The organism is Jujubicoccus corallicola, from assembly GCF_047345645.1.
Taxonomy (GTDB): Bacteria; Pseudomonadota; Alphaproteobacteria; order Rhodobacterales; family Rhodobacteraceae; genus JBLEFH01.
Genome location: NZ_JBLEFH010000002.1, coordinates 257,022 through 280,164, shown reverse-complemented (window position 1 = coordinate 280,164; position 23,143 = coordinate 257,022). Strand labels below are relative to the sequence as shown.

The 23,143-nt window shown below is 61.8% G+C and carries 22 protein-coding genes; 4 read left to right on the top strand and 18 right to left on the bottom strand.

Annotated features, from left to right (window positions below; translation table 11 throughout):
* Window positions 1-142: 142 nt before the first annotated feature.
* The 6 genes from ACMA5I_RS04160 to ectA form a co-directional block, all read right to left on the bottom strand.
* Window positions 143-2,035, bottom strand: a complete 1,893-nt coding sequence (locus tag ACMA5I_RS04160; RefSeq protein ID WP_525884976.1) for a pyrroloquinoline quinone-dependent dehydrogenase — start codon at window positions 2,033-2,035, stop codon at window positions 143-145.
* The gene (locus ACMA5I_RS04155; protein ID WP_525884975.1) at window positions 2,032-2,379 is read right to left on the bottom strand and encodes a hypothetical protein; all 348 of its coding nucleotides are present in this window, start codon (window positions 2,377-2,379) and stop codon (window positions 2,032-2,034) included. The genes ACMA5I_RS04160 and ACMA5I_RS04155 overlap by 4 nt, the downstream gene beginning before the upstream one ends.
* A 363-nt stretch (window positions 2,380-2,742) precedes the next feature.
* The gene (locus ACMA5I_RS04150; RefSeq protein ID WP_525884974.1) at window positions 2,743-4,164 is read right to left on the bottom strand and encodes an aspartate kinase; all 1,422 of its coding nucleotides are present in this window, start codon (window positions 4,162-4,164) and stop codon (window positions 2,743-2,745) included.
* Between the two features lie 36 nt (window positions 4,165-4,200).
* Complete coding sequence (locus ACMA5I_RS04145) at window positions 4,201-4,584, bottom strand: ectoine synthase (protein ID WP_525884973.1); 384 nt, start codon at window positions 4,582-4,584, stop codon at window positions 4,201-4,203.
* 20 nt (window positions 4,585-4,604) lie between these two features.
* A complete protein-coding gene (ectB, locus tag ACMA5I_RS04140; protein ID WP_525884972.1) occupies window positions 4,605-5,876 on the bottom strand; it encodes a diaminobutyrate--2-oxoglutarate transaminase in 1,272 nt (423 codons plus the stop codon).
* A gap of 67 nt (window positions 5,877-5,943) precedes the next feature.
* The gene (gene ectA / locus ACMA5I_RS04135; protein WP_525884971.1) at window positions 5,944-6,507 is read right to left on the bottom strand and encodes a diaminobutyrate acetyltransferase; all 564 of its coding nucleotides are present in this window, start codon (window positions 6,505-6,507) and stop codon (window positions 5,944-5,946) included.
* Window positions 6,508-6,719: 212 nt separating this feature from the next.
* Between ectA and ACMA5I_RS04130 the strand changes: the two genes are divergently transcribed.
* Window positions 6,720-7,193, top strand: coding sequence for a MarR family winged helix-turn-helix transcriptional regulator (locus ACMA5I_RS04130; RefSeq protein ID WP_525884970.1), 474 nt, complete (start codon window positions 6,720-6,722; stop codon window positions 7,191-7,193).
* Here the strand turns inward: ACMA5I_RS04130 and ACMA5I_RS04125 are convergent.
* Window positions 7,190-8,089, bottom strand: coding sequence for a hydrogen peroxide-inducible genes activator (locus ACMA5I_RS04125; RefSeq protein WP_525884969.1), 900 nt, complete (start codon window positions 8,087-8,089; stop codon window positions 7,190-7,192). The two genes, ACMA5I_RS04130 and ACMA5I_RS04125, sit on opposite strands and share 4 nt — an antisense overlap.
* Window positions 8,090-8,248: 159 nt before the next feature.
* Here ACMA5I_RS04125 and katG point away from each other — a divergent pair, with 159 nt between their 5' ends.
* Window positions 8,249-10,420 carry a catalase/peroxidase HPI gene (gene katG / locus ACMA5I_RS04120; protein WP_525884968.1) on the top strand — a complete coding sequence of 724 codons (2,172 nt, stop codon included), beginning with the start codon at window positions 8,249-8,251 and terminating at the stop codon, window positions 10,418-10,420.
* 72 nt (window positions 10,421-10,492) lie between these two features.
* On the opposite strand, the gene ACMA5I_RS04115 is transcribed toward katG, so the two are convergent.
* The 4 genes from ACMA5I_RS04115 to ACMA5I_RS04100 are packed head-to-tail and all read right to left on the bottom strand — an operon-like array spanning window position 10,493 to window position 14,535.
* Complete coding sequence (locus tag ACMA5I_RS04115; protein ID WP_525884967.1) at window positions 10,493-11,209, bottom strand: proteasome-type protease; 717 nt, start codon at window positions 11,207-11,209, stop codon at window positions 10,493-10,495.
* A gap of 27 nt (window positions 11,210-11,236) precedes the next feature.
* Entirely contained in the window at window positions 11,237-12,049 is an 813-nt protein-coding gene (locus tag ACMA5I_RS04110) for a transglutaminase-like domain-containing protein (protein WP_525884966.1), read from the bottom strand.
* Window positions 12,050-12,052: 3 nt separating this feature from the next.
* Complete coding sequence (locus ACMA5I_RS04105; RefSeq protein ID WP_525885171.1) at window positions 12,053-12,997, bottom strand: alpha-E domain-containing protein; 945 nt, start codon at window positions 12,995-12,997, stop codon at window positions 12,053-12,055.
* Entirely contained in the window at window positions 12,997-14,535 is a 1,539-nt protein-coding gene (locus tag ACMA5I_RS04100; protein WP_525884965.1) for a circularly permuted type 2 ATP-grasp protein, read from the bottom strand. The genes ACMA5I_RS04105 and ACMA5I_RS04100 overlap by 1 nt, the downstream gene beginning before the upstream one ends.
* 257 nt (window positions 14,536-14,792) lie before the next feature.
* On the opposite strand from ACMA5I_RS04100, the gene ACMA5I_RS04095 reads away from it, so the two are divergent.
* The gene (locus ACMA5I_RS04095; protein ID WP_525884964.1) at window positions 14,793-15,158 is read left to right on the top strand and encodes a hypothetical protein; all 366 of its coding nucleotides are present in this window, start codon (window positions 14,793-14,795) and stop codon (window positions 15,156-15,158) included.
* Window positions 15,159-15,257: 99 nt separating this feature from the next.
* Complete coding sequence (locus ACMA5I_RS04090; RefSeq protein ID WP_525884963.1) at window positions 15,258-16,043, top strand: VOC family protein; 786 nt, start codon at window positions 15,258-15,260, stop codon at window positions 16,041-16,043.
* On the opposite strand, the gene xylB is transcribed toward ACMA5I_RS04090, so the two are convergent.
* The 7 genes from xylB to ACMA5I_RS04055 are packed head-to-tail and all read right to left on the bottom strand — an operon-like array spanning window position 16,031 to window position 23,105.
* Window positions 16,031-17,461 carry a xylulokinase gene (gene xylB, locus ACMA5I_RS04085; RefSeq protein ID WP_525884962.1) on the bottom strand — a complete coding sequence of 477 codons (1,431 nt, stop codon included), beginning with the start codon at window positions 17,459-17,461 and terminating at the stop codon, window positions 16,031-16,033. The genes ACMA5I_RS04090 and xylB overlap by 13 nt on opposite strands.
* Window positions 17,462-17,483: 22 nt before the next feature.
* Window positions 17,484-18,155: an HAD family hydrolase gene (locus tag ACMA5I_RS04080; protein ID WP_525884961.1), complete on the bottom strand. Its 672-nt coding sequence runs from the start codon at window positions 18,153-18,155 to the stop codon at window positions 17,484-17,486.
* Window positions 18,156-18,158: 3 nt separating this feature from the next.
* Entirely contained in the window at window positions 18,159-19,622 is a 1,464-nt protein-coding gene (locus ACMA5I_RS04075) for a mannitol dehydrogenase family protein (protein ID WP_525884960.1), read from the bottom strand.
* A gap of 1 nt (window position 19,623) precedes the next feature.
* Window positions 19,624-20,388 carry an L-iditol 2-dehydrogenase gene (locus ACMA5I_RS04070; RefSeq protein ID WP_525884959.1) on the bottom strand — a complete coding sequence of 255 codons (765 nt, stop codon included), beginning with the start codon at window positions 20,386-20,388 and terminating at the stop codon, window positions 19,624-19,626.
* Complete coding sequence (locus ACMA5I_RS04065) at window positions 20,385-21,383, bottom strand: ABC transporter ATP-binding protein (RefSeq protein WP_525884958.1); 999 nt, start codon at window positions 21,381-21,383, stop codon at window positions 20,385-20,387. Before ACMA5I_RS04065 ends, ACMA5I_RS04070 begins: the two co-directional genes overlap by 4 nt.
* Window positions 21,384-21,397: 14 nt before the next feature.
* Window positions 21,398-22,222: a carbohydrate ABC transporter permease gene (locus ACMA5I_RS04060; RefSeq protein WP_525884957.1), complete on the bottom strand. Its 825-nt coding sequence runs from the start codon at window positions 22,220-22,222 to the stop codon at window positions 21,398-21,400.
* A gap of 10 nt (window positions 22,223-22,232) precedes the next feature.
* Window positions 22,233-23,105 carry a carbohydrate ABC transporter permease gene (locus tag ACMA5I_RS04055; protein WP_525884956.1) on the bottom strand — a complete coding sequence of 291 codons (873 nt, stop codon included), beginning with the start codon at window positions 23,103-23,105 and terminating at the stop codon, window positions 22,233-22,235.
* Between the last annotated feature and the right edge of the window lie 38 nt (window positions 23,106-23,143).

The window sequence follows — 23,143 nt, the reverse complement described above, 5'->3', positions numbered from 1 at the left end:
GTTGATTATACGGAGCGGTTTCGGCTTTCCGTCGGTAAATTTTTACAAAAACTCGGGATAACCGCGCCGCCTTGCCCCTAGAAACGCAAAACGCCCCGATGCGGTTGCATATCGGGGCGTTTTTTCTTGAGAGGTGAAGCGCTTATTCGGCGCGCTCCGGCAGGGCGTAAACCGCGATCTGATCGCCGACATTCGGCTTGATGATCGAGTTGCCTCCGGCGACGAAGGCGACATATTGGCGGCCCTCATGCTCATAAATCGCCGGGATCGCGACGGACGGTGCCTGCACCACATCGGACCACAGCACCTCGCCGGTCTCGGTATCGAGCGCGCGGACGCGGTCATCCATGGATGCGCCGATGAAGATCAGCCCTGATTTGGTAACGGCCGGGCCGCCGAGCGTGGGCGAACCCCAGCTTTTCGGCCCGACGAACCCCCATTGCTGCGAGCGGCCAAAGGGCGCTTCCCAAAGGCGCTCGCCGGTGTTGAGGTCATAAGCGGACATGGTGCCATAGGGCGGCTTCCAGCAAGGCAGGCCCATCGAGGTGACCCAGTTTTTCAGCTCGAACCCATAGAGTGCGCCCTCTTGCGGGTAAAAGCCCTGCTCATTGCCGCTGCCGCCATCGAGGTTGTCATAGTCTTCGCGCGGGATCAGCTTCAGCGTCTGCACAACCTTCGACGCGTTCACATAGAACCGGTTGGTCTCCGGGTCGAGCGCGCCGCCGCCCCATTGCATCCCGCCCGCCGTGCCGGGATAGACAATCGTGCCTTCCTCGGAGGGCGGCGTGAAAATGCCTTCATAGCGCATCCCCTCAACGATCTCGCCACATTCCCCAAAGGAGACGAGGTTCGCCAGCATCGACATTTCGGGATAATTCTCGAAATCATGGGTCGGCGGCGGCGTCATATAGAAAGGCTGCGTCGGCGCGGCTTCTTCGCCCGTCGCATCGGAGGCGGGCACCTCCCGCTCCTCCATCCCAAACACCGGCTCGCCCGTGCGGCGGTCCAGCACATAGAGCATCGCCTGCTTGGTGGTCTGCACCAGCGCCGGAATCGTCTCACCGTCGCGCTGAATATCCACGAGGGTCGGCGCGGCATTGGTGTCGTAATCCCAGATGTCGTGATGGACGAGCTGCTGCGACCAGATGATCTCGCCCGTATCCGTATCGACCGCCGTCACCGAGGTCGCCAGCGGGATCGGATCGAGCCGGTTGCCGCCCCAGTAATTTGGACTCGGCGAGGAGACGGGGATGTAGAGCACGCCCGCTTCCTCATCCACGGTCATCGCCGTCCACACATTGGCGGTGCCGGTTTGCGGGCGGATCTCGTCGGGGATGAATTCCACCTCCCACTCAAGCTCCCCCGTCCGCGCATCCAGCGCAAACACGGTGCCCGGAGGCGCTTCGGAAAACTCCCAGTCCTTCCCGGCCCAGCCAACGAAAAGCTTGTCATCATAAGCGGTTGGGGGCTGGAGCAGCGAAAGCGGCCATTTCGGGTTCAGGTCATTCCACTGATTGACGGTGACGATCCCGCCCTCGCCGAAACCAGTGCAAAGCTCGCCGGTGTCCGCATCGACCGCGTGCAGCTCGGAATCCATCGTGCCGATATAAACGCGCTTGTCGCAGGTGCCTTGCGGGTTCTCCGCCTCCCAATAGGTCACGCCGCGGTTTTTCAGCGCCGGCTGCGTCATCGCCTCCAGCGTCGATTGCGTGTTGTAGGACCATTTCTCTTCCCCCGTCGCCGGATCGAGCGCGAGGATGCGGTAGAAGGGGGTGCCGAGATAGAGCGTGTGATTGGCGTAAATCGGCGTCGCCGACCACACCGTTGCCGGAAGATCGCCCGAACCGTCGGACACATCGCCCGTATGCAGCTCCCAGACCTTTTCGAGATCGCCGACATTGTCCTTGGTGATCTGCTCCAGCGGCGAATATTTCTGCGCCGCGAGATTGCCGTGGAACTCGGTCCAGTCCGTATCCTGCGCGAACGCCGCAAGCGGGAGCAGCGCGAGTGCGCTTAATGTGAGAGGCTGTTTCATGCGTGCGCCCCCTCAAGTTTCGGCGATGCGAGATGCGCAACGAGGCCGACCAGCGCGAACACCATGGCGATCACGATGCCCATGGAGAGCAGGAAATGCCCCGCCACCCCGGTGCCGATGATGCCAAGCCCGGTCAGAAGCGCCATGAATTTCTCAAACCCGCCGATCGGCGTAAAATTCAGCACCGCACCCCCGAAGGCCACCGCGCCGCCGCCAAAAGCCGTGAGCGCCGCGCCGGAGGTGCCCGTCATCCCGCTCAGCGGTGTGAAATAGAGCCACAAGGCCAGTCCGCAGGCGACCAAACCGCCCAGCACGACCAGCAGCATCCAGTTGCTTTTTCGCATATCTCTGTTCCTTGGATTCAGGGTCTGAAAGCACCCATCACCGCGACCATAACATCTTTGTCAGCGCTGTGAAGGACTGCGTCTAAGTTTCAGAATTTTCGGCGGTGTTTGGCTTTCTGCCTGCGCTATTTGGTCGCAGATCGGCAGGGTTGCGCAGCGTTCAGGCAAGCTTCGCAACCCGTGCCGCCATCTGCGCATCCGCCGGGAAAAACGCCTCGATGGTGAGGTCGGCCAGCGTCGTGTCATTGGCCGTGCCGAAGCGAGACACGCGGGCGGATCACAAAGCAACGGACATTCTCGCGATGGCATGAAAAAGGCCGAGCCCTTTACGAGGCGCGGCCCGATTTAGCGCTGCGAAACAGATCACCCAGCCTTGCGCATTTCCGTTTCTTCTTCCTCGATCAGCGCTTTGTGGAGGGCGCGGATGCCGTCGTCGAGATGCTCGCGAGCGACGATGAATTGCGCGTCCACGTTGCGGCCCGACTGGAAGACGCTTTTGACGGGAATGCCCGCCTCTTCAAGCGCGATCAGCCCGCGCGAGATCACCCTGAGCCCGTCGAGATCGCGGCCAACGGCGGCGACCATGGCCAGGCCTTCGGTGACAATCCCCGCATCCGGGTAGGCCTTGCGCAAATCTTCCTCCGCCCGCTTCACTTGCGAGAGCGAGCCGCGCAGATAGTGCGTGATCGTGTTGGCGTTGGAGTTTTTCGAGACGATCCAGAGCTTGTGGCGGTCGAGCACGCCCAAGATCGTCGCGTCATAGCCCTTCTCGCCAACCATATCCTGTTCGAACAATTCCAGCGCATAGACCGAGAGGCCCGTGACCATCTCGACGCGGGGCGTGTCCGGCTTGCGCTGGTCGATGACCGTGCCGGGGTTGTCCTGATCGAAGCAATTATCGACCCGGAGCGCCACGCCCGACTGGCGGAGCACCTTGGCCGCATTGGGGTGGATCGCCTCCATCCCGAGGTTCGACAGCTGGTCGGCCACATCGTAATTGGTCGTCCCAAGCACCCGCACCTTGTCCAGCCCGACGAGATTGGGATCGGCGCTGGAGAGGTGGAATTCCTTGTGGATGATCGCCTCATCCGCGCCGGAGAGCGCGGCGAGATGCGCGAAGGTCACCTCCGAATAGCCACGATCATATTCCTTCATCAGCCCGGTGCTGCATTGGCAATAGCCGGTCACGATCGGCATTTCCTGAGCGACATCAACATCCTGCCAGGCGTTGCTCAAGCGCTCTTCGAGGGTCAGGACCGAGTCGTCCCGCCATCCGGAGAGATCGACCGCGCGGGCGTTCACCCCGTCCCGGCGCAGCATCAGCGCGGTCGCCATGGCGGAGTGGGACTCGCCAAGCCCCGACAGCATCTCGCGGATGGTCATCAGATGCTCGGACAGCTGAAACTGCCCATAGGTACAGAGCCGCTTGAGATCATGCAGCAGGCTTTTCGCCCCGTCGATCCGCTCGGCGACAAAGGCGTCGGCCTCGGCGATGTCGTCGTCATGCGAGAGGATCACCCGATGCGCCTTGCGCATGGCCTCGGCCACCCGGTCGAGCCCGGCCTCCCAGGCGTCGTCCTGCTCATCGCTGTCGGCAAAGAGGCGGTAAACGCCCGGCTCACCGCTTTTCTTATGCTCCAGCAACAGATTGGTGATCCCGCCGAAAGCCGAAACGACGAAGGCGCGGTTATAGACCACCTCGCCGTTCTTGCGGAAAAGCGTGTCTTTCAGCTCATGGGCGCGGCTCATGCTCGTGCCGCCGATTTTCTCAACAGTATGGGTCATAAAATGCGTGGAGCGCCTCAGCGGCGCTCCCAAAAGTTAGTCAACAAGGGCGTAGGAGCCGTCTTCGCGGTGGACTTCCTTGCCGGTGATCGGAGGGTTGAAGCAGCAGGCCATCACCAGCTCTTCTTCCGAGCGCAGGATATGGCGGTCATGCTCGTTGAGGGCATACATCACGCCGGGGCGGATCTCGTGGGTCTCGCCGGTGGCAAGATCCGTGATCGAGCCCTTGCCGCTCATGCAATAGACGCTCTCAAAGTGGTTCTTATACTCGAACGTATGCTCCGAGCCGGCCTTCAGCGTGGTGATGTGGAAGGAAAAGCCCATCTGGTCATCCTTCAGCAGCATCCGCACCGAGGTCCACTCCGCGTCCGACACCGCACGGTCCGTGTTTTTCAGCTCGTGAAAATCGCGTACAATCATGCTCGTCTCCTTAGTCTTCGTTATTCTGCCGCGTGGGCTTTGTCGTTGATGGCCGCATCGAAGGCGCTGGCGAGGATGCCGAGACCTTTTTCCAGCAACTCATCCGGCGTCGTCAGCGGAGCGAGGATCTTGACCACCTCGTCATTCGCGCCCGAGGTCTCGATGATCAGCCCGCTTTCAAAGCAGCGGCGGCAGATGTCGCTGGCCAGCTCGCCCGAGACCACATTGATCCCTTGAATCATACCGCGGCCACGCAGGGTCGAACCGGGCAGTTTGTCCTGCATCGCTTTCAGCGCGTCATGGACCATCTGGCCCCGGCGGGCGATGTCCTTCTGGAACGCATCATCGGCCCAGAATTTTTCCAGCGCGACACGGGCGGTCACGAAGGCATGGTTGTTGCCGCGGAAGGTGCCGTTATGCTCCGCCGGTTCCCAGTCGTCATATTCGGGGCGGATCAGCACAGCCGCGAAGGGCAGGCCCATGCCCGAAAGCGATTTCGCCATTGTGATCATGTCCGGCACGACGCCCATCTCCTCGAAGGAGAAGAAGGTGCCCGTGCGGCCACAACCGGCCTGAATGTCGTCCACGATAAAGATCGCGTCATGCTTCTTGGCAAGCGCAGCAACGCCTTTGATGAACTCGGCGCTGGCAGCATTCAAACCGCCCTCACCCTGCACCGTCTCCATGATGATCGCGGCGGGCTGGTCGAGACCCGAGGACGGATCGTCGAGCATTTTTTCCAAGAGCTTCAGGCTCTCAACACCATCCGCATAATTGTCGTACGGCACCGGGGTCACGCCATGGGTCATGTTTTCCGGGCCCATGCGGTGATGCTGGTTGCCGGTCGCGGCGAGCGCGCCCATGGTCACACCGTGGAAACCGTTGGTGAAAGACACAACATTGGTGCGCCCCTTCACTTTACGCGCCAGTTTCAGCGCCGCTTCCACCGCGTTGGTGCCGGTCGGGCCGCAGAACATAATGCGGTGATCCATGTTGCGCGGGCCTAGGATGATCTTGTCGAAGGCTTCGAGGAAATCCGCCTTGGCCGAGGTGAACATGTCGAGGCCGTGTGTCACGCCATCGGCATTGATGTAGTCGATCAGCGCGGCCTTCATGTCCGGGTCGTTATGCCCGTAATTCAGCGAGGCACAGCCCGCCAGAAAGTCAATGTAATCCGTGCCGTTCTCGCCGATCAGTTCGCTGCCGCGGGCGGCTTTGAACACGGTCGGGAAGCCCCGGCAATAGGAGCGGGCTTCGGATTCGCGGGTTTCGAAAATCTTGGTGTCAGTCATGAAAAGTCCTTCCTGCCGCAAGAAGCCTCGCGGCGGTGACAGTTATTCAGAAGTCGTTGGGTTTGGCTCAGGCGACGCTTTCCAGCGCCTCCGGGAAACGGATCGTGACCAGATGTTCGGTCGCGTGCTCCCCGTCGAAATGAGCCTCTTTCTTGAAATAGGGCTCGTCACTCAGCGCCGCATCCATATCCTTGGCCAGCTTGGTGAAGAGCGCCCAGGATGCGTCGTTGTCCTTGGTGATCGTGGTTTGCAGGCGGGTCACATGGCCGCACACGCTGCGCGACAGGATCTGCCGCAGCATCCGCGAGGCGAGCCCTTGCCCGCGCGCCTTGTCCGCCACCGCGACCTGCCAGATGAACAGCACGTCGTCCTCGGAAGGCGGCAAATGCGCCGAGATCCAGCCCACAACCTCATCGTCCTGCGCGGCCAGAACGCAGGTCTCTGCGAAATGGTCGCATTGCACGAGGTTGCAATACATCGAGTTCTCGTCCAGCGGGTCGCAATCGCCGATCAGGTTCCAGATGTCCGAGCCGTCCTCTATGGTCGGCTCGCGGAAGGTAATTGGCGAGCGCTCTACTGGTTGCGCATCATTGGCAGCAACAGCCGCTTGGGTGGTTGCATCCAAGGTCATAACAAAGCCCAAATTTGTTTCGTTGATCGAAATATATTCGATGCAGCGCAGCAAATCAACCATGTCGGGGAAGAAAATTGCGCGGACCCGACGTCCATTTCACGCGTTCATAGCGGCATTTGAGGCTTGTCTTGCCTATATTACAGGCCTAAAAGCGCTTTAGTCCCTTCGATAGGCAAATTATGGCCGTCGAACCAATTTTAGGAACCGCCATGCCGACACGTTCGGAAACCGCTCTCATCGCCCTGCGCCGAATCCTGCGCGCCACGGAGACCCATGCCCGCCAGATCGCGGCGCAGACGGATCTGACCGCCTCGCAGATGTTTTTGCTCTCGACCATTGCGGAGGCGGCGGCGCAAACGCCGACGGCGCTGTCGCAGAAAATGAGCATCACGCAAGCGACCACGACGGCGCTTTTGAACAAGCTGGCGGAGAAAAATCTGATCGAGCGGCGCAAGTCGGAAAGCGACCGGCGGCAGGTTTTGATTTACATCACCGATGCGGGTCGCGCGCTGCTCGAAAGTGCGCCGAACCCGCTGCAAAGCCAGTTTGAACAAGGGTTTAGCGCGCTGGATGATTGGGAGCAGGCGATGCTGATTGCCTCCCTCGAACGGGTGGCGAGCCTGCTCAATGCGTCCGATGCGGACGACATCGCGCCGGTGCTGACACCGGGCGAGGTTGGTTAACCGAGCCGCAGCTCCGCCTGCCCCGCCGTTTTCAAAATCCCGGCAATCTGCTGGAGGTGATCGGTCAGCGGCGTCGTCTTGCGCCAGACCATGCCGATGGTGCGCGTCGGCGGCGGCGAGAGGCGCGCAACGGAGACGCCTGCAGAGGCCGTCTCCACCGGCACGGCCATATCGGGGATGAGCGTCACCCCGATCCCAGCGCCCACCATCTGGACGAGAGTCGCGAGCGAGCTGCCTTCCATCAAATCGCGCGGCGGTGCGGAGGACATTTCACAAAAGGTCAGCGCCTGATCGCGAAAACAATGCCCTTCCTCCAACAAGAGAAGGCGCATCTCGCGCAATTTTTCGGGTCGCGGCACGGGTTTTTCGGCGTCTCCGAGGGGGCGAACCAGCACGAATTCTTCGTCAAACAAAGCAGTTTCGGTCAGCGAAGGCTCGGACACTGGGAGCGCAACAATCGCCGTGTCAAGCCGCCCGTCCCGCAAATCGGCGATCAGCCGCGCCGTGGTGGTCTCGCGCGGATGCAGGTCGAGCCCCGGCATGTCCTCCCCGAGCCGCTGGATCAGCCAGGGCAGCAGATAGGGCGCAATCGTCGGGATCACGCCAATCCGGAGCCGCCCGGCAAGCGCACCGCGCGAGGCGCGCGCCAGATCGCCAAGCGCGTCGACATCCTGCAAGATATCGTGAACCCGCGCGGCGAAGGCTTCCCCGAGGCTGGTGAGACTCACCTGCCGCCCGCCCCGCTCGACCAGCGGCGCGCCAACCGTTTCCTCCAGCTCGCGAATTTGCACAGACAGCGCGGGCTGTGAGATCGAACAGTCCCGCGCCGCCTGACCGAAATGCCCGACCCGCGCGAGCGCGTCGAAATAGCGGAGTTGCTTCATCGATATGTCCATAAGATTTTCCTATCAGATAATTCAGAAAATACAATTTTTCTCTATCGCGTGAATTTGCTAAGAAGCTGGCAACGGAGATGAATCGCCTCACGCAGCCAGAACCTTCTGGCGACGGACAGGGCACATCTCCCAATCACATGTGAAACAAGGAGACCCGCAATGGATGGAAGCGACGTAACCAAAGGTGGCGGCTGCCCCGTCATGCATGGTGGCAACACCAGCCATGACAACTCGGTCATGGATTGGTGGCCGAATGCGCTCAATCTCGACATTCTGCACCAGCATGACCGCAAGTCGGACCCGATGGGCCTCGATTTCGATTACCGCGAAGAGCTGAAAAAGCTGGACGTGGAAGCGCTGAAGCAGGATCTGCGCGACCTGATGAACAACAGCCAGGACTGGTGGCCCGCCGATTGGGGCAGCTATGTCGGCATGTTTGCGCGCGTTGCGTGGCACGCGGCAGGCTCCTACCGTCTCGAAGACGGGCGCGGCGGCGGCGGCACGGGCAACCAGCGTTTCGCCCCTCTCAACAGCTGGCCGGACAACGCGAACACCGATAAGGGCCGCCGTCTGCTTTGGCCGATCAAGAAGAAATACGGCAACAAGATTTCCTGGGCCGACCTGATGATCCTCTCGGGCACGATTGCCTATGAAGTCGCTGGCCTCAAAACCTATGGCTTCGCCTTTGGCCGCGAAGACATCTGGCACCCGGAGAAAGACACCTATTGGGGCGCGGAGAAAGAATGGCTCGCACCGTCCGATGAGCGTTACGAGAATGTCGATCAGCCGGAAACCATGGAGAACCCGCTCGCTGCTGTGCAGATGGGCCTCATCTATGTGAACCCGGAAGGCGTCAACGGCCAGCCGGACCCGCAGAAAACGGCGGATCAGGTGCGCGAGACCTTCAAGCGCATGGCGATGAATGACGAAGAAACCGCCGCGCTGACCGCAGGCGGCCACACCATCGGCAAATGTCACGGCAATGGCGATCCGGACGATCTGAGCCCGGTGCCTGAAGCGGCTGGCCCGGAATTTCAGGGCCTTGGCTGGGTGAACACCAAGGGCCGCGGCATTGGCCGCGATCAGATGGTTGGCGGGCCCGAGGGCGCATGGACGACCCATCCCACCCAGTTCGACGATGGCTATTTCAAGATGCTGCTCGACCATGAGTGGCAGATCACGAAAAGCCCCGCAGGCGCGTTCCAGTGGGAGCCGGTCGAGATTGCCGAAGAGGACAAGCCGGTCGATGTGGAAGACCCGTCGATCCGCACCATGCCGATGATGACCGACGCCGATATGGCGATGAAGGTGGACCCGATCTACCGCAGCTATATGGAGAAGTTCCGCGAAGATCATCAGTATTTCTCGGAGACCTTCGCCAAGGCATGGTACAAGCTGACCCACCGCGATATGGGGCCGAAGGATCGCTATTTCGGACCGGACGTGCCGAGCGAAGATCTGATCTGGCAGGATCCGATCCCCGCAGGCAGCACGAGCTACAACGTCGATGCGGTGAAATCGGCGATCGCCAATAGCGGCCTCTCGGTCAGCGATATGATGTCGACCGCGTGGAACAGCGCGAAGACCTTCCGCGGCTCGGATATGCGGGGCGGTGCCAATGGCGCGCGCATCCGTCTTGAGCCGCAAAGGGATTGGGAAGGCAACGAGCCGGCCCGCCTTCAGCGTGTGCTCGGCGTGCTTGAGCCGATTGCCAACGAGCATGGCGCGAGCGTGGCTGATGTGATCGTTCTGGCGGGCAATGTCGGCGTCGAGATCGCGGCGAAAGCGGCTGGTCACGATGTTGAAGTGCCGTTCGCGCCGGGCCGCGGTGATGCGACCGCCGAGCAGACCGATGCGGAATCCTTTGAGCCACTGGAGCGACTGGTCGATGGCTATCGCAACTACCAGAAGACCGATTATGTGGTCAGCCCCGAGGAAATGATGCTGGATCACACCCAGCTTCTCGGCCTCACCGCGCCGGAAATGACCGCGCTGGTTGGCGGGATGCGCGTGATCGGTGCCAATTATGAAGACAACAAACACGGCGTCTTCACCGACCGTGAAGGCCAGCTGACGAATGATTTCTTCGTCAACCTGACCGACATGGCCAACAAATGGGTGCCGGTGGACAAGCAGACCTATGAGATCCGTGATCGCAACACGGATGAGACCAAATGGACCGCCTCGCGCGTCGATCTGGTCTTCGGGTCGAACTCCATCCTCCGCGCCTATGCCGAGGTTTATGCGCAGGACGACAACAAAGAGAAATTCGTCAAGGATTTCGTTGCCGCCTGGACCAAGGTGATGAACGCGGACCGTTTCGACATTTAAGCTCGAACGTCTGACATGAAAAAACGCCGCGCGGGCTCTGGCTCGCGCGGCGTTTCTTTTTTTATCAGCGGTTTAAATCTCGATCTGCGTGTAGGCGTCGCGAAGCGCCCGGCTCCACGCCTCCGACATGCCCGCGATTTTCTCATCCCCCGCCTCAAAGCGCTCGCGGCTCTCGACCCGCCATTCGTCGCGCGGGATGGTCACGAGATCGAGCGGCATCCCGACGGAGAGGTTCGAGCGGATCGTGCTGTCCATCGACAGCAGCGCCGCCTTGCGCGCTTCGGCGAGCGAAACCGAGCGGTCGATCACGCGGTCGAGGATCGGTTTGCCGTATTTATGCTCGCCGATTTGCAGGAAGGGTGTGTCATCCGTCGCCTCGATGAAATTGCCCGCGTCATAGAGCAGGAAGAGCCGCATCTGCCCGCCCTTGAGTTGGCCCGACAGCAGGATCGAGGCGGAGCCGCCGCCCTTCTGGCCAAGGCGGCTTTGAATATCGGTGGAGACCTCGCGCAGCATCCCGCCGACCATTTCGGCAACTTCCAGCATCGTCTCGCAAGTCATCAGAGACGGGCGGCCATCTTCCGCCTTGATCGCCTCATTGATCCGAGCCAGCACCGTTTGCGTGACCGAGAGCGAGCCCGCCGTTTGCAGACAGATCACCCGGTCGCCCGGCTCTTCAAAGATGAACAGCTTGCGATAGGTCGAGATGTTGTCGAGCCCGGCATTGGTGCGCGTATCGGACAGCAGCACCAACCCGGCATCGACCAGAACGCCAACACAATAGGTCATAGAAACCCCCAAAAATCGAGGATGGGTTTACTTGTCCTTGGCGGTTACGGCAACGCTTACTTCGACCCGGTGCGACGATGGCCCATAAGCCGTGCCCCGGATGGGCGCAGCGTCCAGCGCATCAAGGCCCGAACCGACGCGGATATATTTCTCGTCCGGGCAGCAATGATTGGCCACATCGAAGCCGACCCAGCCGAGCCCGTCGATATGGATCTCCGCCCAGGCGTGGGCCGCATCATGGGCCTGGCCGAACTCATCCGCTTGCAGATAGCCGGAGATATAGCGCGCGGGCAGACCGTTGAGCCGGGCGACCGCGCAAAGCACCTGCGCCTGATCCTGACACACGCCCTGCCCCGCCTGAAGCGCCTCGGCGGCGGTGGTTGTGGCTTCGGTCACGCCCGGCAGATAGCGCACGCGCTCGGCCACCAGATGCGAGAGCGCATGGCTGTGATCGAGCGGCGCGAGGCTTTTGCCCTTCACCTCCGCAGCGAGCGCCCTGAGCGCGGCATCGGGTTTCGTCATGCTGCTCGGCGTGAGATAGACCAGCGGCGAAATCCGCTCGCGGTGGCCTTTCAGAACGCCCGCCGTGTCCTCAGTCTCGACCTTGCCGGTCACGGTCACGGTGACTTCCTCGGTCGGCCCCGGCGTTGAAACGGTGGTGATCTTGTCCCCCGCCCCATCGGTGAAACTCGCGCCAAAGGTCGCGCCCGGCACGGAGACATCCCAGTTTATGATGTCCTGCCCGTCAGACATGGACGGCGTCATGCGCAGGCTTTGCAAAATCCAGCGCACCGGGGCGTCATAGCGGTAGCGGGTGGTGTGATGCACAGTCAAAATCATCGCTTACCCTCCAAAGAAAAAGGTGTCGGACAGGGACGCGCCCAGCTCGTTGATCTTGCCGAGCCGCTCTTGCAGGAACTCGTGCAGACCGTCGGAAATGATCTCGTCCACCGGGATTTCCCGCAGACTCACCCGGAAGCGGCGCACCATTTTCTGCGCGTCGAACTCGGTACCGTAAAGCTCCGAAAGGTGGTCGAGATGGAGGGCGATCTCATCCATGCAGTGAATGAGCGAGCGCGGGTTCTTCTCGTTCTTGAGGAAGAATGACGCGATCTTTCCGGGGGTATAGTCCCCGCCATACGCCCAGTGAAATTGCCGCTGCGCGGACATGGCCCGAAGCAGCGTCTGCCACTGATAGCTGTCCACACCGCCGCCGACCTCATCGAGCGAGGGCAGCAAGACGTAATATTTCACATCGAGGATCCGCGACGTCGCGCCCGCGCGCTCCAGATAGCCACCGATATTGTAGAAATCATAGCCATCGCCATGCAGCAGCGTGCCCTCGATCGCGCCGCGAGTCTGGTTGGCGACCCGCCGCGTCCATTCGCAGAATTTCGGCAGCGCATCGGCGGAACGGCTCTGCCCCTCCAGCCCGCGGATTTCCTGATACCCAGCGTTGAGCGCGTCCCACACTTCGGCGGTCACCGCCGTTCGCTGCGCCCGGATGTTCTCGCGCGCGGCGGTGATGCAGGAGACAACGGAGCTGGAATTGCTGCGGTCAAAGAAGAGGAAATCCAGCACGTTGCTGCTGTTCACCTCGTCATAGCGCTCATCGAAGCCATAGCGGCCCGCGACGGTAAGGATCGACTCCCATTCATTGTGATAGCCCTCCCGTGCGCCCGGAATGAGCGCCATGCGGTAGCCCATATCGAGCAGGCGGGACATGGTTTCGGCGCGCTCCAGATAGCGGGCGGACCAGTAGAGATTTCCTGCGGTTCTTGAAAGCATCACTGCTGTGCCCCCCCTTCATCCTGATCCTGCACGGTCGAGATCGGCGGCGCGGGTTGGTCATCCTGCTGATGCGCGCGCGGCGGCTCTTTGGGCGGCGGGTTGAACTCTTTCTCACCCCCCTCAGAGGAGGACGCCAAGACCCACGTATCCTTCACGCCGCCCCCTTGGGACGAGTTGACAACCAGAGAGCCCTCGCGCATCGCCACCCGCGTCAGCCCGCCGGGACAAAGTTGAATATCCTTGCCAACAAGACAATAGGGCCGCAAATCCACATGGCGCGGCGCCAGCCCCTGATCGACAAAGGTTGGCACGGTCGAGAGCGAGAGCGTCGGCTGCGCGATGAAGTCCGACGGGTCCGCCTTGATCCGCTCGGCATAATCCTCACGCTCTTTCTTGCTCGCCGCCGGGCCGACCAGCATCCCGTAGCCGCCCGAGCCGTGGACTTCTTTCACCACCAACTCGTCTAGATGCTCCAGCACATATTTGAGGTCATCTTCTTCGGAGCAGCGCCATGTCGGCACGTTTTTGAGGATCGGTTCCTCGCCGAGATAGAAGCGGATCATCTCCGGCACGTAGGTGTAGATCGCCTTGTCATCGGCGACACCCGCCCCCGGTGCGGAGCAGATCGTCACCCCGCCTGAGCGGTAAACATTCATCAGCCCCGGAATGCCGAGCATCGAGTCCGGGCGGAAGCAGAGCGGGTCGATAAAGTCATCGTCGATCCGGCGGTAGATCACATCCACGCGCTGCGGCCCTTGGGTCGTGCGCATATAGACGAAATCGCCTTCGACGAAGAGATCCTGCCCCTCCACCAGATTGATCCCCATCAGGTCAGCGAGGAAGGAGTGTTCGTAATAGGCGGAGTTATAGGCCCCCGGCGTAAGCAGCACCGCCGTCGGATCGCCCTCACATTTCTTCGGCGCGACCGAATGCAGAGTCCGCCGCAGCATCTGCGGATAGTTGTCCACGGGGCGGATACGCGTGCCTTTGAAGAGATCCGGGAAGAGCCGCATCATGATCTCGCGGTTCTCCAGCATGTAAGAGACGCCCGAGGGGGTGCGGCAATTGTCCTCCAGCACGAAGAACTCATCCGGCCCGGTGCGCACCAAATCGATCCCAACAATATGCGAGTAAACATCACGCGGCGGCGCAAAGCCCACCACCGACTTTTCATAGGCGGCATTGCGATACACGAGATGCCCCGGAATTTTGTCCGCGCGGATGAAATCGCCCCGGTGATAAACATCCTTGAGGAACATATTGAGCGCCCGCGCGCGCTGCTTCACGCCCGCTTCCATATTGTCCCATTCGGGCGCGGTGAATACCCGCGGCATCATGTCGAAGGGGATCAACCGCTCGGGATCGCCGCCCTCGCCATAAACCGCGAAGGTGATGCCGATGCGCCGGAAGATCGCCTCCGCCTCCGCCCGCTTTTGCGACCGGTCCGCTTCGCTGAGGTGATCCATCCACTCCGCAAGCTGGCGATAGGGCACCCGCACCTCATCGCCATCATACATCTCATTGAAGAAACTCATCTTCTACATCCCCACTTGGCTTTGTCGCTATTGAACCGAGTTGCCCGAAGGATTGGAAGGGGGATGGATAAAATAGTCCACAAAAAAAGGGTTTTAGGGGGCGTTGCGGCGGGTTTTGCTAAAGATTTAGGCAATCTTATGGGGCGCGGCGACGCCCCGCCCTTCCGTTGAACACGTTTTCGTGAGATCACAAAAAGATTAGATCGAAATCCCTTTCTCATGCGTTGGACACATAGAAATTTAATGGAGTTTTAACGATGACGCGCCTTCAGATTGCTGCCGCCCTTGCCCTCGCAGGTCTCGCTCCCGTCGCTATTCTGGCCGCGCCGCAAGGGCCGTCCCCCTGCCCGGCACCTGAAGGGTGCGAAGAGGCGGTGTCGCAGGACGCCGCGCCTCGGGAAGCCGTTGAAGAAGTTCACAACGCCATCCACCCGCAAAGCGGCCCGCATATCGGCGAAGCGGCCCATGACAGCCAGGCCTTTGCGCCCGCCGCGCAGGATCACCTCCGCGCCGCGCCGCAGGGCCACGAGTATCGCGTGATGGGCAATCATGTGGTGCTGGTCGAAACGGAGAGCCAGACCGTCTCCAAACTCATCGGGGTGTTGACCAGCGCGGCCCAGTGACGCCGCGATTGTTTCGCGCCGCGCGACAGTCTGGCGCGGCGCTGGCCCTTTATTCGCCGCGTTACGACGTTACATCTGGCCCCTGAAAAGGAGGCCGATATGGCAAGTTCTGATGCCCCTATCTCGATTGGTCACGTGACCCTGACCGTCAATGATCTGGACCGCGTTGGCGATTTTTACACCCGTGTTCTCGGGCTGGAGCCGCTCACCCGCGACGGCGAAACCGCGCAGTTTGGCGCAGACGGCCGCCTGCTCGTCGCGCTCGAAAAAGACGCCGCCGCGCGCCACCACCCTTACGAGGCGGGGCTGTTTCACACCGCGTTTCTGCTGCCGTCCCGCGCCGCGCTTGGCGGGTGGCTGACCCATGCGCGCGATCTCGGCCTGCGTCTCGACGGCGCTTCGGATCACCTCGTGAGCGAAGCGCTGTATTTGCGCGACCCTGAAGGCAATGGCATCGAAATTTACTGGGACCGCCCGCGCTCGGAATGGCAGGTGAGCGGCGATGAGATCGCGATGAACACGCTCCCGCTCGACCTCATGGCGCTGGCGGAAGCCGCGACGCCGTGGAACGCCGCGCCCTCCGGCACGGTGATCGGCCATGTGCATTTGCAGGTCGGCGATGTGGCTGCGATGGATAGCTTCGCCACCGAGACCCTCGGCGCGACCAAGACCTTCGGGATGGCCGCGGCGGGTTGGTATGGCTGGGGTGGCTATCACCACCATATCGCGGGGAATGTCTGGAACTCGCGCGGCGCGGAGACGCGCAGCGCAGACAGTCGCGGGCTCAAAGAGGTCGGGCTGATCGCGACTGATCCCGCCGGGCTGCCCGACACGCTAACCGATCCGTGGGGCACCCGCTTTACGCTCAGCAATCAGCCCGCGTAGAGCGCGCGATAGCGGGCCAGCGCGTCGTCAAAGGCGGCGCGGTGGTCCGCCTCGGGCGTGATCTCCTGCGCAATCGCCGGAGCGGTGCAAACCTCCAGCGGGTCCGCCCCGGTATCGGCCATGAGCCCGAGCCGCGCCGCGCCGAATGCCGCACCGAAATCGCCACCTTCGGGGAGCAGCACGGGCAGATCGAGCGCGGTAGCAATGAGTTTCAGCCAATAAGGCGACTTCGCGCCGCCGCCCAGTGCCAACAACGCCTGCGGATCGGAGCCCGCTGCGCGCAGCGCCGCGAGGTTGTCGGCGAAGGCAAAGGCGACCCCTTCCAGCACGGCGCGGGTCAGCGCCGCCCGGTCGGTGCGCGCCGAAAGTCCGGCGAGATGGCCGCGCGCGGACGGATCGTTATGCGGCGTCCGCTCTCCCGAAAGGTACGGCAGGAAGGTCACGAGACCGGGGGCCTCAAGCGTGTCGCCAATCTCCGCCGTCAGCGCTTCGGGCGGCTGGCCGGTGATCCCGGAGAGCCATGTCAACGAGGCGGAGGCGGAGAGGATCACGCCCATCTGGTGCCACGTCTCGGGCAGCGCGTGGCAGAAGGCATGAACCGCGCTTTCCGGGCGCGGCAAATAGCGGTCGGTCGCGGCGAAAAGGACGCCCGAGGTGCCGAGCGAGACGAAGCCCTGCCCTTCGGCCACCGTGCCCGCGCCAATCGCCGTCGCCGCATTGTCGCCCGCGCCGCCTGCCACGGGGATGCCGGGGGTCACACCCCAGGCTTCGGCGAGATCCTTGCGCAGACCGCCCGAAACGGCATTGCCCTCGATGAGATCCGGCATCTGGTCGGCGCGCATCCCGGAGGCCTCCAAAAGCGCGTCCGACCAGCGGCGCGCGCCGGTGTCGAGCCAACTCGTGCCCGCCGCATCCGACATTTCGGCGACATGCTCCCCGGTCAGCCAAAGGCGCAGATAATCCTTCGGCAGCAACACCTTGGCGACTCGGGCAAAGGCGTCCGACTCATGTTTCGCCATCCAGACGAGCTTCGGCGCGGTGAAGCCCGCAAAGACGATATTGCCGGAAATCTCGCGAAATTGCGGGTCGGCATCGAGCGCGGCGGCTTCCTCATGGGCACGGCCGTCATTCCAAAGGATCGCGGGCCGGATCACCTTGTCATCCGCATCGATCGTCACCGCGCCGTGCATCTGGCCCGAGAGGCCAATCCCGCGCAGGCCGGAGAGGTCATGTTTGGCTTTCAGCTCCGCAATCGCCCGCTCCGACGCGGCGACCCAATCCGCCGGGTCCTGCTCCGACCATCCGCGTTCGGGCCGGGACACGTCTAGCGGCGCGCTGGCCGAGCCAAGCACCTTCTGCGCATCGTCCATGAGAAGCGCTTTGACACCCGACGTGCCGAGATCAATGCCAAGATACATGCTGCCCTCCGCTTGCCGCGATTCAGCGCGCGGCGATCAATTTGCGAATAGTTTCGGGCAATTCGGCGGCATGTGCAACGAGCGCGTCGGGATGAAGCTGCGGCAAACGCGCGCCGAGACGCGCTGCCTCCGCATGGCCGCCGCCGGTGAAGCCGATCACCTGCATCCCGGCGGCATGTGCGGCCTCGACGCCGTGGGCGCTATCCTCGATCACGATGCAATCTTGGGGCGCGGCCCCGATCTTCTCCGCCGCATAAAGGAAGAGATCCGGCGCGGGTTTGCCGTTTTTCACAAGGCTCGCCGAATAGATATGCGGGGCGAGGCGCGGTTTGAGATTGGTCAGGGTCAGCGTCTGCTCCAGCCGCGAGGGCGTCGAAGAGGACGCGACCGCGCGCGGCAGATCGGCGAGTGCGTCGAGCGCGTCGGCGATCCCCTCAATCGGCTGGAGCGATGCGGCAAAGCGCTGCTCCAGACGCAGGCGAAAATCCTCGATATAGGGCGCGGCATCGACGCCATACTCGCGCCGCACAATGTCGAGGATTTTGGCAATCGACAGCCCGACCATCCGCACGAAAATCTCGTTATCCGTGATCTCCGCCCCGGCCTCACGCAGCGACGCGCCCAGTTCTGCGACGGAGAGCGGCTCGCTGTCGATCAGCACACCGTCGCAATCGAAAATGAGCGCCGTCGCCATCGTTTAGCTACCGAGATAATGGCGCAGCGTCGCCTCGGTGCCGTCCGCCCACAGCATATTCAGCCAGCGGGCGAAAGGCTCGGCAAAGGCCGGATCGCGCCCGGTTGCGCCGTAAATATCCGACATTTCCAGCCATTTTGACGGATCGTCCTTGGCGGCTTTGGCGGTCTCGGTCAGGCGGTCCCAGTTCGGATCATTCGGCGCGATCTCCGCCCCGCTCTCGGTCGTCCCGGCGCAGTAGCGGCACCAAAGCGCGCTTTCGAGGGCCAGACCATCCACTGATTTGCCGTCCTTCAGCCGATCGGCAATGGTCGGGATGATAAATTTCGGCTGGCGGTTCGAGCCATCAAGGCAGAGCCGCCGGATCGTATCCGCGATTTTGGGGTTGGCGCAGCGCTCTTTCACCTTCTCGAAATAGGCGGTGGTGTCCGTGCCGGGCACGGGCGGGACAGCGGGGATCATCTCCTCGGTCTCGATCTTTTCGAGGAAGCGCGCGACGAGATCGTTCTGCATCCCTTCATGAACATATTCGATATCCATCAGCCCGGCGGGATAGGCGATCACCGCGTGACCCCCATTGAGGATACGCAGTTTCATATATTCCCAAGGCGTCACATCCTCGACGAATTCGACGCCGACCTCTTCAAGCGCGGGCCGCCCGGCGGGAAAATTGTCCTCCAGCACCCACTGGATGAAATCCTCGCAAAAGACCGGCGCGTCGTCCTCGATGCCAAATTCGTCGCGGACCATCTTGCGCTCGCGCTCGGAGGTGGCAGGGGTGATCCGGTCCACCATGCCGTTGGGGAAGGCGACGTTTTCTTCGATCCAGTCCGCCAGCTCACTCGACGACAGCCGCGCCGTCTCGACCACCGCTTCGCGGGCGACGACGCCGTTATGAGGAATGTTGTCACAGCTCATCACGGTGAAAGGCGGATGGCCTGCCTCGCGCCGCGCCTTGAGCCCCGCAACCAGCATCCCGAACACGGTTTCCGGGCTCTCCGGGTTCGCGCCGTCATGGGCGATGGCGTGATGGGTCGGGTCGAAATGATTGGTGTTGGCGTCGATGAAATAGCCGCCCTCGGTGATGGTCAGGCTGGCGATTTTCGTCTCCGCGTCCGCCAGTCGCGCGATCACCGCATCGGCGTTACCGGGCGCGATATAGTCGATCATTGGGCCGATCACCCGCGCATCGGCGGCCTCCGCCGTCTGCTCGACCACCGTATAAAGATAGTCCTGTTCGGCCAGCGTATCGCGCATTTTCACATCGCCCGGCATGACGCCCGCGCCGACAATCGCATAGTCGCCGCCCTTGCCCGTCTCCAGCAAACGGTCGAGATAAACCGCCTGATGCGCGCGGTGGAAATTGCCGACCCCGAAATGCAGGATCCCGCCTTTCAGCGCGGTGCGATCATAGCTTGGGGTGGGAATATCGATCTTGTCGAGCGCGGCAGCGTTCAGCTTTGTCATATCAGCTCATCCATTGTCCGCCGTCCACATTGTAGCATTGCGCGACAATGTAATCGGCTTCGTCTGTTGCGAGGAAAATGGCCATACCAGTTAAGTCGTCTGCGGTGCCCATGCGGCCATAAGGAACGGCCTCGCCGACCTCCTTTTTCTTCTGGCCGCGCGGCTTGTTCTCATATTCGGCGAATTTGGCGTCCACGCCGTCCCAGTGATCGCCATCCACCACGCCGGGGGCGATGGCGTTGACGTTGATGCCATGAGAGATGAGGTTCAGACCCGCCGATTGGGTCAGCGAGATCACCGCCGCCTTGGTCGCGCAATAGACGGCGACGAGCGGCTCGCCGCGACGGCCCGCCTGACTCGCCATATTGATGATCTTGCCGTTGCGGCCCCTGTCGATCATGTCTTTCGCGACGGCCTGCATGGTGAAGAGCGTGCCGCTGACATTGATCGCAAAGAGCCGGTCATAGCTCTCGCGGGTGATCTCGGTGATCGGGGCAAGGTCAAAGAGCGCGGCATTGTTGATGAGAATGTCGATCCCACCCATGGCCTCCGCCGCATCCGCGACGCCCGCATCTATGCTCGCCTGATCGGTCACATCCATCACAATCGGCACCGCGCCAATCTCGGAGGCCGTGGCTTTCACGCCCTCCGCATTGATATCGGCAATCGCGACCGTCGCGCCTTCGCGGATATAAGCCTCCGCAAAGGCTCGCCCGATCCCGCGCGCCGCGCCCGTGATGAGCGCGGTCTTGCCTTCCAGCCTCACAGAGCCAGCCCGTTTTCGCCGAATTTATAGATGCGGCCTTCCTGCGGGGTGAGGTGGATGCGGTCGCCATGCTTGACCGGGAATTCCCCCTCGGCGCGGGCGATGATATGCGTGCCCTCGTCGAGATCGATATGGAGGAACGTGTCGGAGCCGAGATGCTCGGCGACGCCGACCGTGCCCGCGAAGGCGCCGTGGGTGGTGGACATCGACCAATGCTCGGGCCGCACGCCGATGGTATGGGCGCCAAAGGGCGCCGCCGCCTCGCCTTCGATGAAGTTCATGTTGGGCGAGCCGATGAAGCCGCCGACGAACTTGTTCGCCGGGCTGTTGTAAAGCTCCAGCGGCGAGCCGACCTGCTCCACCCGGCCCGCGCGCAGCACCACGATCTTGTCGGCCATGGTCATGGCTTCCACCTGATCGTGCGTCACATAGATCATCGTGGTTTTGAGGCTGTTATGCAGCTCCGAGATCTCCACGCGCATGTTGACCCGGAGCGCCGCATCGAGGTTCGACAGCGGCTCATCAAAGAGGAACGCCTCCGGCTCGCGGACAATCGCCCGGCCAATCGCGACCCGCTGGCGCTGACCGCCCGAGAGCTGGCCCGGCTTGCGGTCAAGATAGCTGTCGAGGTTCAGGATCTTCGCCGCATGGGCGACGCGCTTTTCCTGCTCGGCCTCAGACATTTTCGCCATCTTCATCGGGAAGGCGATGTTCTTGCGCACCGACATATGCGGATAGAGCGCATAGGATTGGAACACCATCGCAAGGCCGCGCTTGGCAGGCCCGGCATCGGTCACATCCTGCCCGTCGATCAGGATTTTGCCGGAGGTCACATCCTCCAGCCCCGCGATCAGCCGCAGCAGTGTGGACTTGCCGCAGCCCGACGGGCCGACAAAGACCACGAACTCGCCATCGTTGATATCGAGATCGACATCGGGAATGACCTCAACCTCGCCAAAGGTCTTGCGGACATTTTGAAGTGTAATGGAACCCATGTGTCAGTCCCCCCTTATTTCACCGCGCCGAAGGTCAGGCCGCGGACAAGTTGTTTTTGGCTGAACCAGCCGAGGATCAGGATCGGCGCAATCGCCATGACGGAGGCCGCCGAGAGCTTGGCCCAGAAGAGACCCTGAGGGCTGGAGAAAGAGGCAATGAAGGCCGAGAGCGGCGCGGCATTGGTCGTGGTGAGCTGGATCGTCCAGAAGGCTTCGTTCCAGGCGAGGATCACGTTGAGCAGAAGCGTCGAGGCAATGCCGGGCACCGCCATCGGCGTCAGCACATGGACGATCTCTTGGCTGAGCGTCGCCCCGTCCATCCGCGCGGCTTCGAGGATTTCCCCCGGAATCTCGCGGAAATAGGTGTAGAGCATCCAGACCACGATCGGCAGGTTCATCAGCATCAGGATGATGGTGAGACCGATCCGGGTGTCCATCAGGCCGGTGCGCAGGAAGATCAGATAAATCGGCACCAGCACCGCGACGGCGGGCATCATCTTGGTCGAGAGCATCCACATCAGGATGTTCTTGGTGTGCTTGCTCGGCGAGAAGGCCATCGCCCAGGCCGACGGGATCGCCACGATCAGCGCCAGCAGCGTCGAGCCGATGGAGACGATCACCGAGTTGGTGAAGGGCCGCATGTAATTATATTGCGACTGCACCTCGCGGTAGCTGTCGAGCGAGAAGCTGGGCAGAAGATCGAACCCCGCAATCGCCTCCGGCTCGGTCTTGAGGCTGGTGATGATGGTGTAAAGGATCGGGAAGAAGATCACGAGGGCCACACCCCATGCGGCAATCGTCCATCCGATCTTGGCTTTGGTGGAAACAGCGCGTGCCATAATGCCCTCCTCAATCCAGGTTTTTGCCAACGGCGCGCATCAGGAAGATGGCGACGATATTGGCCAGAATGACCGCGATGATCCCGCCAGCGGCAGCAAGGCCGACATCCTGGCTGAGCCGTGCGGCCCGGTAGATCAGATAGGTCAGGTTGGTCGAGGCATTGCCCGGCCCGCCGCCCGTGGTCACGAGGATCTCCGCATAGATGCTCAGAAGGAAGATCGACTGGATCAGGATGACCACGGTGATCGCCCGCGACATATGCGGCAGCGTGAGATAGCGAAAGCGGCTGAGCGCCGAGGCCCCGTCCATCTCCGCCGCTTCCATCTGCTCGCCATCAAGCGATTGCAGAGAGGTCAGCAGGATGAGGGTCGCAAACGGCAGCCATTGCCACGCCACGATCAGGATGATCGAGAAGAGCGGATATTGCGCAAACCAGTCCACGGGATTTGCCCCAAAGAATTTTGCGATATCGGCAAAGACCCCGTAGCTGGGGTGCATTATCATGTTCTTCCAGATCAGCGCGGCCACCGGCGGCATGACAAAGAACGGCGAGATCACGAGGATGCGCACAAAGCCCTGCCCGAAGATCGGCTTGTCGATCAGCATGGCAATCAGGATGCCGCCGATGACAGTGATCGCCAGCACGCCGAGCACAAGGATCAGCGTGTTCCAGATCGCATCCCAAAAGGCCGGATCCGTGACGAAGAATTCATAATTGAGCCAGCCGATCCAGCCGGTCGGCTCCGAGCCATACTGTAGGCGGAAATCTTGAAAAGAATACAAAAGCGTCATGATGAGCGGCACAGCCATCCAGATCAAAAGCAGGATGATGGCCGGCAGGTTCATAAGACGCGCAAGGCTCTGTGTCTGACGAGTCGCCATTGCATGTCCTCCGACAAGGCGCGAGCGAAAAACACGAC